The organism is Prescottella sp. GW823-FHT02E09 (assembly GCF_058797375.1).
This window is the reverse complement of sequence record NZ_JBXAJP010000002.1, coordinates 156,108-171,493: the sequence shown is the minus strand read 5'-3', so window position 1 is coordinate 171,493 and position 15,386 is coordinate 156,108. Positions and strand designations below refer to the sequence as shown.

At 68.9% G+C, this 15,386-nt stretch carries 16 protein-coding genes; 13 read left to right on the top strand and 3 right to left on the bottom strand.

All coding sequences use genetic code 11. The features are described 5' to 3' along the window. The first annotated feature begins 47 nt into the window (after positions 1–47). The 5 genes from tatA (at position 48) to AC1RIF_RS04920 (ending at position 5,493) form a co-directional block, all read left to right on the top strand. Entirely contained in the window at positions 48–317 is a 270-nt protein-coding gene (gene tatA, locus AC1RIF_RS04940) for a Sec-independent protein translocase subunit TatA (RefSeq protein WP_492600274.1), read from the top strand. 70 nt (positions 318–387) lie between these two features. Next, positions 388–1,341: a twin-arginine translocase subunit TatC gene (tatC, locus tag AC1RIF_RS04935; RefSeq protein ID WP_492600273.1), complete on the top strand. Its 954-nt coding sequence runs from the start codon at positions 388–390 to the stop codon at positions 1,339–1,341. After that, positions 1,338–4,034: a DEAD/DEAH box helicase gene (locus tag AC1RIF_RS04930; protein WP_492600272.1), complete on the top strand. Its 2,697-nt coding sequence runs from the start codon at positions 1,338–1,340 to the stop codon at positions 4,032–4,034. The genes tatC and AC1RIF_RS04930 overlap by 4 nt, the downstream gene beginning before the upstream one ends. A 114-nt stretch (positions 4,035–4,148) precedes the next feature. Then, positions 4,149–4,412, top strand: a complete 264-nt coding sequence (locus AC1RIF_RS04925) for a DUF1876 domain-containing protein (protein WP_492600271.1) — start codon at positions 4,149–4,151, stop codon at positions 4,410–4,412. Between the two features lie 277 nt (positions 4,413–4,689). Then, positions 4,690–5,493: a DUF4333 domain-containing protein gene (locus AC1RIF_RS04920; RefSeq protein ID WP_492600270.1), complete on the top strand. Its 804-nt coding sequence runs from the start codon at positions 4,690–4,692 to the stop codon at positions 5,491–5,493. 19 nt (positions 5,494–5,512) lie between these two features. On the opposite strand, the gene AC1RIF_RS04915 is transcribed toward AC1RIF_RS04920, so the two are convergent. Next, the gene (locus tag AC1RIF_RS04915) at positions 5,513–6,466 is read right to left on the bottom strand and encodes a 5'-3' exonuclease (protein WP_492600269.1); all 954 of its coding nucleotides are present in this window, start codon (positions 6,464–6,466) and stop codon (positions 5,513–5,515) included. 37 nt (positions 6,467–6,503) lie between these two features. Here AC1RIF_RS04915 and AC1RIF_RS04910 point away from each other — a divergent pair, with 37 nt between their 5' ends. Continuing rightward, positions 6,504–7,685, top strand: a complete 1,182-nt coding sequence (locus AC1RIF_RS04910; RefSeq protein WP_492600268.1) for a M24 family metallopeptidase — start codon at positions 6,504–6,506, stop codon at positions 7,683–7,685. A 16-nt stretch (positions 7,686–7,701) separates the two neighbouring features. Here AC1RIF_RS04910 and AC1RIF_RS04905 read toward each other — a convergent pair whose 3' ends face one another. Beyond that, positions 7,702–8,193 (bottom strand): hypothetical protein, encoded by a 492-nt coding sequence (locus AC1RIF_RS04905; protein ID WP_492600267.1) that lies wholly within the window; start codon positions 8,191–8,193, stop codon positions 7,702–7,704. 105 nt (positions 8,194–8,298) lie between these two features. After that, complete coding sequence (locus AC1RIF_RS04900; protein ID WP_492600266.1) at positions 8,299–8,712, bottom strand: PPOX class F420-dependent oxidoreductase; 414 nt, start codon at positions 8,710–8,712, stop codon at positions 8,299–8,301. A gap of 44 nt (positions 8,713–8,756) precedes the next feature. Between AC1RIF_RS04900 and dprE2 the strand changes: the two genes are divergently transcribed. The 7 genes from dprE2 to AC1RIF_RS04865 all read left to right on the top strand — a co-directional run bounded on the left by dprE2 (position 8,757) and on the right by AC1RIF_RS04865 (position 15,384). Beyond that, complete coding sequence (gene dprE2 / locus AC1RIF_RS04895) at positions 8,757–9,512, top strand: decaprenylphospho-beta-D-erythro-pentofuranosid-2-ulose 2-reductase (RefSeq protein ID WP_492600265.1); 756 nt, start codon at positions 8,757–8,759, stop codon at positions 9,510–9,512. Beyond that, the gene (cbiE, locus tag AC1RIF_RS04890) at positions 9,509–10,762 is read left to right on the top strand and encodes a precorrin-6y C5,15-methyltransferase (decarboxylating) subunit CbiE (RefSeq protein WP_492600264.1); all 1,254 of its coding nucleotides are present in this window, start codon (positions 9,509–9,511) and stop codon (positions 10,760–10,762) included. Before dprE2 ends, cbiE begins: the two co-directional genes overlap by 4 nt. Then, the gene (gene cobM / locus AC1RIF_RS04885; RefSeq protein WP_492600263.1) at positions 10,759–11,508 is read left to right on the top strand and encodes a precorrin-4 C(11)-methyltransferase; all 750 of its coding nucleotides are present in this window, start codon (positions 10,759–10,761) and stop codon (positions 11,506–11,508) included. Before cbiE ends, cobM begins: the two co-directional genes overlap by 4 nt. 8 nt (positions 11,509–11,516) lie before the next feature. Then, the gene (locus AC1RIF_RS04880; RefSeq protein ID WP_492600767.1) at positions 11,517–12,260 is read left to right on the top strand and encodes a cobalt-precorrin-6A reductase; all 744 of its coding nucleotides are present in this window, start codon (positions 11,517–11,519) and stop codon (positions 12,258–12,260) included. Between the two features lie 268 nt (positions 12,261–12,528). Beyond that, on the top strand, positions 12,529–13,854 hold the full coding sequence (locus AC1RIF_RS04875; RefSeq protein WP_492600262.1) for a flavin-containing monooxygenase: 1,326 nt from the start codon (positions 12,529–12,531) through the stop codon (positions 13,852–13,854). After that, positions 13,851–14,657, top strand: a complete 807-nt coding sequence (locus tag AC1RIF_RS04870) for an SDR family NAD(P)-dependent oxidoreductase (protein WP_492600261.1) — start codon at positions 13,851–13,853, stop codon at positions 14,655–14,657. Before AC1RIF_RS04875 ends, AC1RIF_RS04870 begins: the two co-directional genes overlap by 4 nt. A gap of 4 nt (positions 14,658–14,661) precedes the next feature. Next, a complete protein-coding gene (locus AC1RIF_RS04865) occupies positions 14,662–15,384 on the top strand; it encodes a rhomboid-like protein (protein ID WP_492600260.1) in 723 nt (240 codons plus the stop codon). Positions 15,385–15,386 lie beyond the last annotated feature (2 nt).

The following is a 15,386-nucleotide window of genomic DNA, read 5'->3' as shown; positions in this document are numbered from 1 at the left end:
CATGATCGTCCGGTAGCATCGTTGGCATCTGAAATTTGGAGGTAGTAATGACCGGAGGCTTCAGCCTGTGGCACTGGGCCATCGTGGCACTGGTGGTTGTGATTCTGTTCGGTTCCAAGAAGCTGCCGGAAGCGGCACGCGGTCTGGGACGGTCCTTGCGTATCTTCAAGAGCGAGGTCAAGGAGATGCAGAACGACGGCAACCCGTCCGCGAGCGCGGCATCCGAGCAGGCACCCTCGGCCCAGCTGCCGTCGGCTCCGCTGGACGCCACGATCGTCGACACCACGAAGTCGCACACCGAGCCGAAGTCGGCCTAGTCCACGTTCCACACGCATCCGGGGTGAGCTCATCGCCCCGGATCACGGCTGACCAAGGCTAGGGCCCACTGTGCGAATTCCGTTCGACCCGCGTCGCAGCAGGCGCAGGACAAATCCAGACGGCACGATGTCGCTCGTCGATCACCTGTACGAGCTGCGGACACGACTGCTGATCGCGGTCGCGGCCATCATCGTGACCACGATCGTCGGCTTCGTCTGGTACTCGACTCGACTCTTCGGGATCGAGAGCCTCGGTGAGCTGCTGCGCGGTCCGTACTGCTCGCTGCCGGAATCGAGCCGTGCGTCCCTGAGCCCCGACGGGGCATGTCGACTGCTCGCGACCGGGCCCTTCGAGCAGTTCATGTTGCGACTCAAGGTCGCGATGACCGCCGGAATCGTCCTGGCCTGCCCCATCTGGCTCTACCAGATCTGGGGCTTCGTCACCCCGGGCCTGTACGCCAAGGAACGCAAGTACGCGGTCAGCTTCGTCGTCGCGGCGTCGGTGTTGTTCGTCTCGGGTGCGGTGCTCGCATACGTCGTCGTCGCCCAGGCTCTCCATTTCCTGTTGACGATCGGCGACAACGTCCAGGTCACTGCGCTGAGCGGTTCGCAGTACTTCGGGTTCGTGATAAATCTGCTGATCATCTTCGGCGTCAGCTTCGAGATCCCGCTGCTGATCGTCTCGCTCAACGTGGTCGGCATCCTGTCCTACGAGAAGCTCAAGGCGTGGCGCCGCGGGCTCATCCTCGCGCTGTTCGTCTTCGCGGCCATCGCGACGCCGGGCCAGGACCCGTTCACCATGCTGGCGTTGGCCGCGGCACTGACCGTGCTGTTCGAGCTGTCCGTGCAGATCGCGCGGCTCAACGACAAGCGCAAGGCCCGGCGTGAGGCCGAGGACTTGCGCGCGTTGTCCGACGAGGAAGCGTCCTCGATCGGGGCTCCGACACCTCTCGACGACACGGCCCCGGTCCAGCCGTCGGCCGCGCCTCGAACGTCCACGCAGGACTATTCGGACACGCTGTGAGGGCACAGACCCAACTCGATTCGTTCACGGAACAGCTGAGCTTCCCGCTCGATCCGTTCCAGGTCCAGGCGTGCACGGCGCTCGAGGCCGGGCACGGCGTGCTGGTGTGCGCGCCCACCGGCGCGGGCAAGACGGTCGTCGGCGAGTTCGCCGTGCATCTCGCGCTCGAGGCCGGGCGTAAGTGCTTCTACACGACGCCGATCAAGGCGCTCAGCAACCAGAAGTTCGCCGAGCTGTCCGAACGCCACGGGAAGGACGCCGTCGGGCTCCTGACCGGGGACACCAGCATCAACTCGGACGCCCCCGTCGTCGTCATGACGACCGAGGTGCTGCGCAACATGCTGTACGCCGACTCGCCGGCGTTGCGTGGCCTCTCTCACGTCGTGATGGACGAGGTGCACTTCCTGGCCGACCGCTTCCGGGGGGCGGTATGGGAAGAGGTCATCCTGCACCTGCCCGACGACGTGCGCCTGGTCAGCCTGTCGGCGACGGTCAGCAACGCCGAGGAGTTCGGCGCGTGGATGGAGACGGTTCGTGGCGACACGACGATCGTCGTCGACGAGACCCGCCCGATTCCGCTGTGGCAGCACATCATGGTCGGACGTCGGCTGTTCGATCTGTTCGACACGAAGGCGACACCAGCCGGCGGGCACGACGTGGTCGTCGACCAGGACCTGGCGCGCCACGTCAGGCAGCGCCTGGCGCTCGACCGGATGAACGACTGGGAGCCGCGGGGGCGTGGCCGCGGGCGGTCGAGCGACCACCGGCCGCTGCCGCGTCCGGAGGTGATCGCGCGTCTCGACGAAGAGGGCCTGCTGCCGGCGATCACCTTCATCTTCAGCCGCGCCGGCTGCGAGGCCGCCCTCGCACAGTGCGTGCGTTCCCGGCTGCGTCTGACGACGCCGGAGCAGACCGCACAGATCGACGAGATCATCGACAAGCACACCCGAGATCTGCCGCGCGCCGATCTCGAGGTACTCGGCTACTGGGCGTGGCGTGAGGCGCTCGAGCGTGGCTTCGCCGCGCACCACGCCGGGATGCTCCCGGCCTTCCGCGAGACCGTCGAGGAGCTGTTCGTCAACGGGTTGGTCCGCGCGGTGTTCGCGACCGAGACCCTCGCGCTGGGAATCAACATGCCGGCGCGTTCGGTCGTGCTCGAGCGGCTCGTCAAGTACAACGGCGACACGCACGCCGAGCTCACCCCGGGCGAGTACACCCAGCTCACCGGTCGCGCCGGACGCCGCGGCATCGACGTCGAGGGTCACGCCGTGGTCCTGTGGCAGCCCGGCGTCGAGCCCACCGACGTCGCCGGACTGGCGTCGACCCGGACCTTTCCACTGCGCAGCTCGTTCCGTCCCGCCTACAACATGTCGATCAACCTGATCGACCGGATGGGTGCGGCGGAGTCGCGTGCGCTTCTCGAGCGGTCGTTCGCCCAGTTCCAGGCAGACCGGTCCGTCGTCGGGCTCACTCGCGGAATCGAACGCAACGAGGCCGCGCTGGTGGAACTGCGCGACAAGCTCGGCGGCGCGGACGGCGAGTACTTCGAGTACGTGCAGATCCGGGAACAACTGCGCAGCCGTGAGCGCGCCATCGAACGGCAGGGGCGGGCGGACCGTCGCGGTGCGTCGGTCGAGTCGCTGGTCGGTCTCAGGCGCGGTGATGTCGTCGCCATCCCGGTCGGCAAGCGCTCCGGGCTCGCGGTCGTGCTGGAGCCGGACCAGAATCGCAGCGATCCACGGCCCCTGGTGCTGACGGAGGAGAAGTGGGCGGGCCGGGTCAGCGCCGCGGACTTCCCGGTGCCGGCGCGTGCGCTCGGCCGGATGCGACTGCCGCGGCACGTCGATCACCGCACGGCCCGCGTGCGTCGAGACCTGGCCTCCGCGTTGCGCAGCACCGGGATCGTCGCGCCACGGAAACCCAAACGGGCGAAGAGCGGCCGTGAGGACGCCGAGATCGTGGCGCTCCGCAAGGCTCTGCGGGAGCATCCGTGCCACTCGCGACCGGACCGCGAACAGTTGAGCCGGATCGGTGAGCGCTACAACCGGCTCGCCCGCGAGACGGATTCGATGCGGCAGAAGGTGGCTGCGACCACGAACTCGCTGGCACGCACCTTCGACCGGATCGTGGCGTTGCTGACCGAGCGTGGTTACATCTCCGAGGGCAAGCACCCCAAGGCGACCGAGGACGGGCAGCGGTTGGGGCGGATCTACTGCGAGAGCGATCTGCTCGTCGCGGAGTGCCTGCGACGCGGGGTCTGGAGCGGGCTCACTCCCGCCGAGCTCGCCGCGGTGGTCTCCGCTGTCGTGTACGAGTCCCGGCAGGACGCCGATGCGCCCGACCGCGGGCCGACGGTGCCACTGCGGCAGGCGCTCGCGGAGACCGTGCGGGTGTGGGGCGAGTTGCGTGCCGACGAGGTCCGGCACAAGCTCCCGCTCACCAGGGAACCGGATCTCGGCTTCGTGACCGCCGTGTACCAGTGGGCCGGCAACGAGTCGCTGGTCGACGCGCTGATCGCCGCGGGCTCCGGTGGGAAGGAACTGTCCGCGGGTGACTTCGTGCGCTGGTGCCGGCAGGTGATCGATCTGCTGGACCAGGTGCACTCGACGGCGTCGGATCCGGCGGTGGCGAAGGCCGCCGCCCGGGCGGTGGGGGCGATCCGTCGCGGGGTCGTCGCGGTGGCTGCCACGTAGTCGGCGGCCGCGGCACGTCGCAGTGCACCCCCTACCGGATCGCGTCCGATCGACGTTGACTGGATCGTGTACCCCCGACCACCCGTCGGGGCTGTACCCGAGAGGAGTCCCACCATGGACGCGAAGCAGTGGTCGATGGAGATCGTGATCGACGAACACGACCGTCAGACTCGTTCGACCGCGAGACTGCACACCGGTGACACGACGCTGGTCGGCGTCGGGGCGGCGCGAAGGAACCCGACGGACCGGAACGTTCCCGCGATCGGTGACGAACTCGCGACGGCACGCGCACTCGCGGATCTGTCGCATCAGCTGATCGACGCGACCGTCAGTGACATCGAGGGCGTCACTCACACGCCTGCGCATCTGACCGAGTAGGGGTCGTCGACTCGGCGGTACAAGACGACAACCGGCATTCGGTCGGTGGACACGGAAAAGCGTGGGGCAATGTTCCGTGTCCGAGTGAATGCTGCGTAGGGTGTCGATGAATCGGCGCCGGGGGAGGAGAACCGCTTTGTCGAAGATCCGGGTCTCGGGTAGCCCGATGCCGATCCGACGACATATGTCGAAAGGCGTGAGTATCCACGAAGTTCGGGATCTGCTCGCGCGTTTCGTTGCATCGTAGGCTGCAGTACCGGAGACGAGGAGAGACGACATGAGCAGCCCGCAGGGACCGAACGAGCCCAACGAGCAGTGGGCCTCGCAGCCGGGACACGGCGAAGGACACGCGGCGCCGGCCGCACCCGAGCACTTCCAGCAACCGCTTCCGAACCCGTACCCCGCCGATGTGTACGGTGGCGGCGCGTACCCGGCTCCCGCCCCGGGATATCCGGGCCAGCAGCCCCAGAACCAGGCCTGGGGTCAGCCGTATCCCGGTTCACCCGAGGCGAACCAGCAGTGGGGTGGCGGCGATCCGGCGTGGGGTCAGCCGATGCCCCCGCAGCAACAGTGGAACCCTCAGCCGGGAGCTCCCGGCCAGTACGGCGGTCAACCCACTCCGGGGCAGCCGAACCCCGGGCAGCAGTACCCCGGGCAGCAATGGGGTGCACAGCAGGGGTACCCGCAGGCGCAGTACGGCACTCAGCCTCCGAACCAGTGGGCGGCGCAGCCCATGCGACCGGTGCAGCCGGCGACCACCGGCGGCGGCAAGGGGAAGCCGGCGGTCTGGGCGGTCCTCGGGCTGGTCGTCATCGCCGTGATCGCGGTCGTGGGCCTGGGGCTCTCGGGCGCCTTCGGTAGCAAGACCCTCGATCAGGCGGCCGCGGAGAAGGGCGTCGAGCAGATCGTGACCGAGTCTTACGGTGCGCGTTCGGTGTCCGGGGTGAGCTGCCCCTCCGGTCAGGAAGTCGCCGAGGGCAATTCGTTCCAGTGCTCGCTGACGGTGGACGGTACCCCGAAGAAGGTCACCGTCACCTTCACCGACAACGACGGCAAGTACTCGGTCAGCCGCCCTAGCTAGTCCCGCACGCGAACGGTCGTCACGAGCGCTCGGTTGCCATCGCCGCCACGAGGCGGGTGACCGAGCGCTCGATGCCGAGCTGTGCCGCCACCCGGTCGAGTCGTTCGGGGTGGACCGGTGCGCTCGGCAGCGCGTCGGGCCGGGACAGGCGCACGTCCGCATCGGTGACCACCCGCACCACGGGCAGCGCCGCGTCGATGTAGTCGACGGACGCGGCGAGCTTCGCGCGAACACCCTTCGCGACATCGGAGGCGGGGTCCAGTGCCGCCGCGCGCAACTGTTCGAGCGAACCGTGTCGGAGCAGAAGTGTGGACGCGGTCTTCTCGCCGACGCCCTTGACCCCGGGCAGACCGTCCGAGGAGTCGCCCCGCAGCAGAGCCAGTTCCGCGTAGGCCTCGCCGGCGCGTTCCGGCGGCACCCCGTACTTGGCGGCCACCTCGGCGGGCCCGAACAGTTCGGCCTTCGCCAGCCCACGGCCGACGTACAGCACGCGCACGGCGACCGGATCGTCGGTGACCACCTGAAGTAGATCCCGGTCGCCGCTCACGACGACGACGGAATCTTCCTTCTCCTGCGCTGCAAGGGTTCCCAGTACGTCGTCGGCTTCGAATCCCACGGCGCCTGCCGTCGCGATGCCGGCGGCGTCCAGCACCTCCATGATCATGTCGACCTGTGGCGTCAGGGTGTCGGGCACCTCCTCGGCGGAGCCGTCGGTGTCGGCGGTGTCCTGAGCGACCCGATGCGCCTTGTACGACGGCACGGCGTCGACCCGGAACTGGGGGCGCCAGTCGAGATCCAGGCACACCGCCAGTCGGGACGGCTGCGTGCGAGTGACGAGGGCGGCGACCATGTCGGTGAACCCGCGCACCGCATTGACCGGCCGGCCGTCGGGCGCCGTCATCGATTCGGGAAGGGCATAGAACGCCCGGAACCACAGACTTGCACCGTCCAGCAGCAGCAAAGGTCCACTCATGCGCCCCATCCTGCCAAACCGCACTAGCCTGAACCTCATGAGTACGGATAGTTCTCGGAGTTCGCGCAGTTCCGATACCACCGGATCCGACAATGCCGAGGCGACGCGGTTTCCGACCGCCGTCTACGCCGACCGCCTGACACGCGCAGCGCGGTTCGCGGAGCGTGCCGGTCTCGACGGACTCCTGGTCACACCGGGTCCCGACCTCCGCTATCTCGTCGGATCCCGCGCGGACTCGTTCGAGCGTCTGACGTGCCTGGTCCTCCCCGCGGACGGGAATCCGCCGTCGGTGGTCCTGCCCAGGCTCGAACTGGCGTCGCTGGGGGATTCGGCGGTGGGCGATCTCGGACTGCCTGTGCACGACTGGGTCGACGGCGTCGACCCGTACGAGCTGGTGTCGTCGCTGCTGCCGGAGGACCCGCGCACCGCGGTCACCGATGCGATGCCGGCGCTGCACCTGGTTCCGCTGGCCCGGCGGTTCGGCACCGTGCCGGTGCTGGCGACCGGGGTGTTGCGGGAACTACGAATGATCAAGGATGACGCCGAGGTCGATGCGCTCCGTCGTGCCGGCGCGGCGATCGACCGGGTCCACTCACGGATGAGTGAGTGGTTGCGGCCGGGCCGCACCGAGGCCGAGGTGGCCCGCGACATCACCGACGCGATCCTCGCCGAGGGGCACACCGAGGCGGCGTTCGTGATCGTCGGATCGGGCCCGCACGGCGCTGATCCCCACCACGAGGTTTCGGAACGGGTCATCGAGTCCGGCGATGTCGTGGTGATCGACATCGGCGGTCCGGTCGAGCCCGGGTACAACTCGGATTCGACCCGCACATACGTCCTCGGCGAGCCCGATGCCGAGATCGCACGGCAGTGCGCGGTCCTCGAGGCGGCGCAGCAGGCGGCCGTCGACGCGGTCCGGCCCGGTGTCACTGCAGAGGCCGTCGACGCCGCCGCCCGGGACGTGCTGGCGGAGGCCGGCCTGGCCGAGGTGTTCGTGCACCGCACCGGTCACGGGATCGGGCTCTCGGTGCACGAGGAGCCCTACATCGTCGCCGGAAACGAGATCGCGCTCGAGCCCGGCATGGCCTTCAGTATCGAGCCGGGGATCTACTTCCGCGGCCGGTGGGGAGCCCGGATCGAGGACATCGTCGTGGTCACCGCCGACGGGTGCGAGCCGATGAACCGGCGCCCGCACGGATTGACGGTGCTGCCCGGCTGACGCGGCATCGTCCCGGTCAGACGATGAAGTTGCCGAACGTGGGATTCGTCTGGCACAGGGGCAGGCTGAAGAGGTCGATCGTGCCGAACACGGTGGCACGGACGTTGCCGTGGCCGGTGTAGACCGTCTTCGAGTAGTACGGGTAGGTCCCCTCGAGCGCTGCGGTACCCGTCGCGCCGGTGTCGAGGTTGATCCAGGCGACGGTCACCTGCCCCGCGGCCGGGATCGGTGGCGCCGCCGGGAACGTCTCGAATCGGATCTCGCCGGCGCCGATCGGCGGCGATTGCTCGGGACCGGACTGGCCTGTCGCCCCGGTCAACGACATCGGGCTGCCCTGGTTGGCGCATCCGATCGTCAGTGCCGGCGGGCCGAACGGGTGCGGCGGCAGTGCCTGGGCCGCGGCCGGCGCGCACAGCCCGGCAACGGCGACACCCGCGAGGACCGAGCCACGGAGGGCCCAGCGGCGGTCGGGCCGCCCGTTCGTCGATGCCGTTCGTCGAGTTGTCATGGCCATCCCCACTCGGGTTCGCTGGTGACGTCCTCGTACGGTACCCCCGGTGACCCCGTCAGAACACCCCGGCCGGAACCGAATACCGTTGCAAATCAGACGATTTCACCTATCGACGAGGATTGCCGAGCCCATCACCCGTTCGACCGCGATCTCGATGACCACCCGGGTGGGGTTCTCCCGCGGCGTCCGGTAGCGGGCCGCGTAGCGCGCCACGCCCTCGGCGACGGACTCCGGATCCGACATCACCCGTGCGGGGCCCTCGAGGGTGAGCCACCGTCCGCCGTCGACCTGGCTGACCGCGGCGTACCCGCCGCGGTCGGCATTGCGTGCCTTCTGCGACGAGTCGTTCGTGATGATCCGGGCGATCTGCTTGTCCGGGTCCCACGTGAATCCCACGGCCACGACGTGCGGAGACCCGTCCTTGCGCAGGGTGGTCAGCGTTGCGAGATGCCGTTCGGCGAGGAACTCGCCGGCATCGGCGGTGAGCTGGGTGGGATTCGACGGGGTGCGGGCCATGCCCCGACCGTACTCGAGCGCCGCGAATCCAGGACACTGGAGTCATGAGTGAAACGGAGTTCGCCCCCGGATCGGTGGTGCTGCTGGGCGGTCGCAGCGAGATCGGACTGGAGATCGCGCAGCGACTGGCGCTCGGGCGGGACGTCGTCCTGGCTGCACGACGCAGCGACGATCTGGAACAGCAACGCCAGACCCTCCTCGGCGCCGGCGCCACCGCCGTACACACCGTCGAGTTCGACGCCGACCGCGTCGCGGATCATTCCGGCGTCCTGTCGGCGATCACCGAGCAGCACGGACCCATCGGGATCGCAGTGCTCGCGTTCGGCGTCCTGGGCGATCAGGCGCGCGCCGAGCGGGACGCCGGTCACGCGCTCGCCGTCGTCCACACGGACTACGTCGCCCAGATCAGTGTGCTGACGCATCTCGCGAATCTGATGCGCGCCCACGGTTCGGGACAGATCGTGGTGTTCTCGTCGATCGCCGGCACGCGAGTACGCCGCGCCAACTACGTCTACGGTTCGGCGAAGGCCGGCCTCGACGGTTTCGCCTCCGGGCTCGCGGACGCCCTGCACGGCAGCGGCGTCCACCTGCTGTTGGTGCGGCCGGGATTCGTGATCGGGCAGATGACCGCGGGGATGAAGCCGGCCCCGTTCTCGAGCACCCCGCAGCAAGTGGCCGACGCGGTTGTCCACGGCCTGCGTAAGCGCACCGAACGCGTCTGGGTGCCGGCGCTGCTGCGTCCGGTGATCTTCGGGATGCGTCTGGTGCCGCAGTTCGTCTGGCGTCGGATGCCCCGATGACCGTTGCCGTGACGCCCTTGCCGGTCCTGGTGGTCGGGATCGGGGCCGACGGATGGGAGGGGCTGTCGCCCCGCGCGCAGGCGGCGATCGGCGACGCCGACGTGCTGATGGGCTCGCCCCGGCAACTCGCCCTCGTGCCGACGTCCGATGCGACCCCGGTGGCGCGTGTTGCCTGGCCGTCGCCGATGCTGCCGGCCCTGCCGGGACTGTTCGACGAGTACCGCGACCGCCGGGTGTGCGTGCTCGGTAGCGGGGATCCGATGTTCCACGGCATCGGGGTCACCCTGTGCCGGGTGCTGGGTCCCGAGCGGATCCGTGTGATCGCACACCCGTCGTCGGTCTCGCTGGCGTGCGCCCGGTTGGGCTGGGCGCTCCACGAGACCCCCACTATCAGCGTGGTGAACCGTCCGGTGGAGACGATGTCGCCGGATCTGCAGGACGGTGCGCGCCTGCTGGTACTCAGCAACGATCAGCACACCCCGGCGGCTGTCGCGAAACTGCTGTGCGAGAGTGGTTTCGGTGAATCCCGTGTGACCGTGCTGGAACAGCTCGGCGGGCCCGCCGAAGCGCTGGCAGCCGGCACCGCGTCCGGATGGAACCGGCCTCCCGGCGACCCGCTCAATGTCATCGCGCTCGAGGTCCGCGGCGCGGGCCCGGTGCGCCTGACACGGAACGCCGGCCTGCCGGACGCCGCGTTCCGCGGCGACGGGCAGATGACCAAACACGAGGTGCGGGCGCTGACGCTCTCGGCACTGGCTCCCGCACCGGGTGAACTGTTGTGGGATGTCGGTGGCGGTTCGGGGACGATCGGCATCGAGTGGATGCGCAGCGATCCCCGGTGCCGCGCGGTCGCGTTCGAGCGCGAGGATTCGCGGGTCACGCAGATCGGCGACAACGCCGCGGCCCTGGGCGTCCCGGCACTCCGCATCCGCGGTGCGGCGCCGGCGTCGTTCGGGGAGGAGACGGCCACGCCCGACGCGGTTTTCGTCGGCGGCGGCGTCACCCGGAACGGGATGCTCGACGCGTGCTGGGCGCGGCTGCGTCCGGGCGGCCGGATGGTGGTCAACGCCGTCACCGCCGAGTCGGAATCGCTGATTCTGCAGTGGCATTCGCGGCACGGCGGAGATCTCCGCAAGTTCCAGGTCTACCGGGGTGAGGCGCTCGGCGGGTTCACCGCGTGGCGACCACAGTTGCCGGTGGCCCAATGGTCGGCTACGAAGCCGGAGCGCACCGAAAGGGAAACGACATGACAGTCCACTTCATCGGAGCAGGCCCGGGCGCCGCCGACCTCATCACGCTCCGCGCGTCGCGCATCATTTCGCAGAGCCCGGTGTGCCTATACGCGGGCAGCCTGGTGCCCGCTGAACTGCTCACACTGTGCCCGGACGACGCCGAGGTGATCGACACCGCACGCATGAGCCTGGACGAGATCGTCGAGCAACTCATCGCCGCCGACGCGGCCGGGCTCGACGTGGCCCGCCTGCATTCGGGAGACCCCTCGATCTATTCGGCCGTCGCCGAGCAGGTTCGACGCCTCGAGGCATCGGGCGTCGCGTACGACATCGTGCCCGGGGTGCCGGCATTCACGGCCGCGGCCGCCGCGCTCGGACGCGAGCTCACGGTGCCCGGTGTCTCCCAGTCGATCGTGCTGACCCGGGTGTCGACGCTGTCGACGGCGATGCCGCCCGGCGAGGACCTGCGCTCGCTCGGGCGCAGCGGCGCCACGATGGTCGTGCACCTGGGTGCGCACCGGATCGAACAGATCGTGGAGGAGCTGTCCGAGAACTACGGGTCGGACTGCCCGGCGGCGGTCGTCGCGTTCGCGAGCCGGCCGGACGAGATCGTGCTGCGTGGCACGCTCGCGACCCTCGCCGGTCAGGTACACGCCGCGGGAATCACGAAGACGGCAGTGGTGATCGTGGGCCGGGTGTTGGCGGCGGAGGGGTTCCCAGACAGCTACCTTTACTCGGCGACACGGTCCCGTACGACGCATTGACCACACCGTTGCGCAGGATGCTCGTCCTCGGCGGCACGCGCGAGGCTCGAACCCTCGCGTCCCGCCTCGACGCGGATCCGACGGTCGAGGTCACCTCGTCGCTCGCCGGCCGCGTCCGTGAACCGGTACTGCCGGTGGGGGAGGTGCGCATCGGCGGATTCGGTGGCATAGACGGGCTCGCGGAGTGGCTGCAGGTGAACGACATCGACGCCGTCGTCGACGCGACCCACCCGTTCGCGGCGCGGATCACCGCCAACGCTGCCGAAGCGACGGCGCGGGTCGGCGTGCCGCTGCTGGTGCTGCGCCGACCCGAATGGGAGCCGGGTCCGGGGGATCGCTGGCACCCGGTTCCCGACCTCGCGGCAGCAGCGGGGACGGTGCCCGCACTGGGGGAGCGGGTATTCCTGACGATCGGCCGGCAGGGCGTCGACGCGTTCGCCGACGGTTCCGGCTGGTTCCTCGTCCGCGCGATCGATCCGCCCGACGTCTCGATGCCCTCGCGGTCGGAGCTCCTGCTGGATCGGGGGCCCTTCTCCGTCGACGACGAGGTCTCGCTTATGCGCCGGCATCGGATCGACGTGGTGGTGACGAAGAACAGTGGGGGAGCGCTCACGTCGGCGAAGCTCACTGCAGCGCGTGAACTGGGGATTCCTGTGGTGATGGTGGCCCGCACGCCGATCCCGGTGGGGGTCGCTTCGACCTCGGATCTCGACGTCGCGGCCTCCTGGGCCACACGGCCGCAACACCGTTGACGCCGGAGGAGCTGTGCCGCTCCCGAAATGACCTTGCGCGGACGCGATTGCGCGGGCGGCAGGTCACTTCGGGAGCGGCACAGCCACCATTCCGCGTCGGCGTTGTTCGTCAGAAATTCGTGTCAGACGGAACACGTGTAAATACCGAAACTATCTCCGGCGGCCCCAGCCCCAAAACTCCACACCGGACTCGCCTCAGGTTCCACTCGATTCAGCGCCACGACGGAGGAGACGGGGTTGAATGTGCGGCGAGGGAAGGGGCATTCGAATGGATCGGGTGTGCATCGTCGGCGCGGGGCCGGCCGGACTGTCGGCGGCCAGGGCGTTTCGTCGGCTGGGTGTCGAGTACGACCAGTTCGAGCGGCACAGTGATGTCGGTGGGATCTGGGATCTCGACAACCCGGGGACCCCGATGTACGAGTCGGCGCACTTCATCTCGTCCCGCACGATGTCGGGTTTCCACGACTTCCCGATGCCGGATTCGTTCCCGGACTACCCGGGTAACCGCCTGATCCTCGACTACACGCGCAGTTTCGCCCGGGCGTTCGGCCTGTACGAGTCGATCGAGTTCGGCACTGCCGTCGACGAGGTCACGCCGGACGGAGACGGATGGTCGGTGCGGCTCTCGACGGGGGAGCGGCGTGCCTACCGCGCGGTGGTGTGCGCGACGGGCGTGACGTGGCAGCCGAAGGTCCCGTTGCACCCCGGCACGTTCGACGGCGAGGCACGGCATGCCGTGAGCTACCGGGGGATCGACGAGTTCCGTGGCAAACGAGTGTTGATTGTCGGCTTGGGCAACTCCGGCGCCGACATCGCGTGCGATGCAGCGGTGTCCGCCGCCGAGACGTTCGTCAGTGTCCGGCGCGGATACCACGTCATCCCGAAACACATCCTCGGTACACCCACCGACGTGTTCGCCGAGAAGGGGCCGCGGCTGCCGTTGGCGATCGAGCGACCGCTGCTGACGGGGGTGCTGCGACTGCTGCAGGGAGACCTGACGCGGTTGGGGTTGCCGCGTCCCGATCACAAACTGCTCGAGTCGCATCCGTTGCTGAACAGTCAGCTGGTGCACCACCTGCAGCACGGTGACGTCGCGATCGTCCCCGACGTCGCACGGTTCGCGGGGTCGCGGGTCGAGTTCACCGACGGGTCAAGCCGCGAGATCGACCTGGTGCTGTACGCCACCGGGTACGACTGGGCGATTCCGTACGTGCCGGACGACTGTTTCGACCTGGCGCACGGCCGGCCGCGGCTGTACCTGACCGCGTTCAATCCGAGGCAGCGGAACCTGTTCGGCGTCGGTTACCTGGAGACCAACTCGAGCGCGTACACGCTGTTCGACCAGGTGACGAACATCCTCGCCCAGTACCTGCACGATCAGCACCACGATCCGGTGCGTGCCGCGGCGTTCGATCGGAAGATCGCCGTGGATCGGCCTGACCTGAGCGGTGGGATCGCCTTCATCGGCACCGATCGGCACAGCGCCTACGTCGATTCGCACGCGTTCCGCGACTACCTGGCCGACGTTCGTGCCGAGTTCGGCTGGTCGGGCCTGGAGCCCGGGATGTTCGATCGAGTGCGGGTCACGGCATGACCCGGGCGGTGGTCACCGGTGCGGCCGGTGCGATCGGCTCGGCGATCTGCCGTGGGCTGGCTGCCCGCGGGTACGACGTCGTCGCTGTCGACGTCGACACTCGTGGGTTGGCGGTTGTGGCCGACGCCGGATCCGGGACGATCACCCTGCACGCCTGCGACCTGACCGTTCCGTCGGAGGTGGAGGCGCTGGTGGAGTCCACCGTGGGGGAGTGTGACCTGCTCGTCCACGTGGCGGGCGTCGTGGTCACCACGCCGTTCGAGCGCGTCACCGGGGACGAGATGGATCGCGAACTCGGCGTCAACCTGATCGCGCCGGTGCAGTTGACGCGCGCGCTGTACCCGACGCTGCAGGCGTCGCGCGGTCACGTCGTGGCGATCGTGTCGATCGGTGGGATGCTGCCGCTCGCGGAGAGCCCGGGCTACAGCGCCTCGAAGTTCGGTCTGCGCGGATTCCTGCTGGCACTGGCCGCGCGGACACCGGATACCGGCGTCCGGGTCAGCATCGTGAACCCCGGTTCGGTCGATACGCCGATGCTGCGCCATGAGGCGGCCACCGGCGGGTCGGCATTGAACTTTCTCGGGACACCACTGCCGCCGCAGCGCATCGCCGATGGGGTGCTCGCATTGGTGGACCGTCCACGCGTCGAGACCAATCTGCCGCGTTCCGACGGCTGGATGGTCAAGACCGGCATGCTGGCCCCGGGCCCGATGCTGCGTGTGCTGCCGTGGATCGCCCGACTCGCCCGCGGCAACCTGCGGCGTTACCGTGCGCGCTACGGGATCGAGACGGTTGCCGGCTGAGCGGATGTCCGGGCCGGATCGGGTTCATACTGGTCCCGTGGATGCCGTGCAGCGGTTCCGGTGGTCGCAGATCCCGGCTGCGGCGTGGGCGTATGTGCGCCACGCACCCGGGACCTTCGTGTGGCTCGCGATCCTGCTCGTGACGAGCATCGTGATGCATCGCCTCTCGCCCGCGGCCCTCGATGAGGTTCTGGGCAATCGCTCGACCAACCTGCACCACTTGCAGGAGGATCCCGTCCGCGTCCTGATCAGCAGCGCGCTCTGGCTGGCCGGCGGGAGTTGGTTCGGGTACTTCGTGCTGTTCAACCTCTTTCATGTTCCGGTCGAACGGTGGCTGGGGACGTGGCGGTGGCTGACGATCGCGGCCATCGCGCACGTTGGTGCGACGTATCTCAGCGAGGGCGTCCTGTATCTGGCGATTCGGCACGGCCAGGCGCCCGAGTCGGCGGTGAACACCCTCGACGTGGGCGTCAGCTACGCGCTGGCCGGTGTCACCGCGGTGCTCGCCTACCGGATCGCGCCGCCGTGGCGGTACTTCTACGTGGCCGGGGTGCTGCTGGTCTACGGGCTGCCGTTGATCGGCACCCTGACGTTCACCGACATCGGACACTTCAGCGCTGTCCTCATCGGATTCGCGTGCTACCCGCTCACGAGAGCCCGGCCGGGAACCTGGGACCCGGAGGAGTGGGCGAGTTCGATCCGCGCGCGTGTCGTAGCCCACAGGTAGCG

Coding starts and splice junctions, on each gene's coding strand:
- cobM (WP_492600263.1), top strand. CDS start 10,759: ATGACAGTCCACTTCATCGGAGCAGGCCCGGGCGCCGCCGACCTCATC.
- AC1RIF_RS04905 (WP_492600267.1), bottom strand. CDS start 8,193: ATGACAACTCGACGAACGGCATCGACGAACGGGCGGCCCGACCGCCGC.
- AC1RIF_RS04865 (WP_492600260.1), top strand. CDS start 14,662: ATGTCCGGGCCGGATCGGGTTCATACTGGTCCCGTGGATGCCGTGCAG.
- cbiE (WP_492600264.1), top strand. CDS start 9,509: ATGACCGTTGCCGTGACGCCCTTGCCGGTCCTGGTGGTCGGGATCGGG.
- tatA (WP_492600274.1), top strand. CDS start 48: ATGACCGGAGGCTTCAGCCTGTGGCACTGGGCCATCGTGGCACTGGTG.
- AC1RIF_RS04900 (WP_492600266.1), bottom strand. CDS start 8,712: ATGGCCCGCACCCCGTCGAATCCCACCCAGCTCACCGCCGATGCCGGC.
- AC1RIF_RS04870 (WP_492600261.1), top strand. CDS start 13,851: ATGACCCGGGCGGTGGTCACCGGTGCGGCCGGTGCGATCGGCTCGGCG.
- AC1RIF_RS04875 (WP_492600262.1), top strand. CDS start 12,529: ATGGATCGGGTGTGCATCGTCGGCGCGGGGCCGGCCGGACTGTCGGCG.
- dprE2 (WP_492600265.1), top strand. CDS start 8,757: ATGAGTGAAACGGAGTTCGCCCCCGGATCGGTGGTGCTGCTGGGCGGT.
- AC1RIF_RS04925 (WP_492600271.1), top strand. CDS start 4,149: ATGGACGCGAAGCAGTGGTCGATGGAGATCGTGATCGACGAACACGAC.
- AC1RIF_RS04910 (WP_492600268.1), top strand. CDS start 6,504: ATGAGTACGGATAGTTCTCGGAGTTCGCGCAGTTCCGATACCACCGGA.
- AC1RIF_RS04920 (WP_492600270.1), top strand. CDS start 4,690: ATGAGCAGCCCGCAGGGACCGAACGAGCCCAACGAGCAGTGGGCCTCG.
- AC1RIF_RS04915 (WP_492600269.1), bottom strand. CDS start 6,466: ATGAGTGGACCTTTGCTGCTGCTGGACGGTGCAAGTCTGTGGTTCCGG.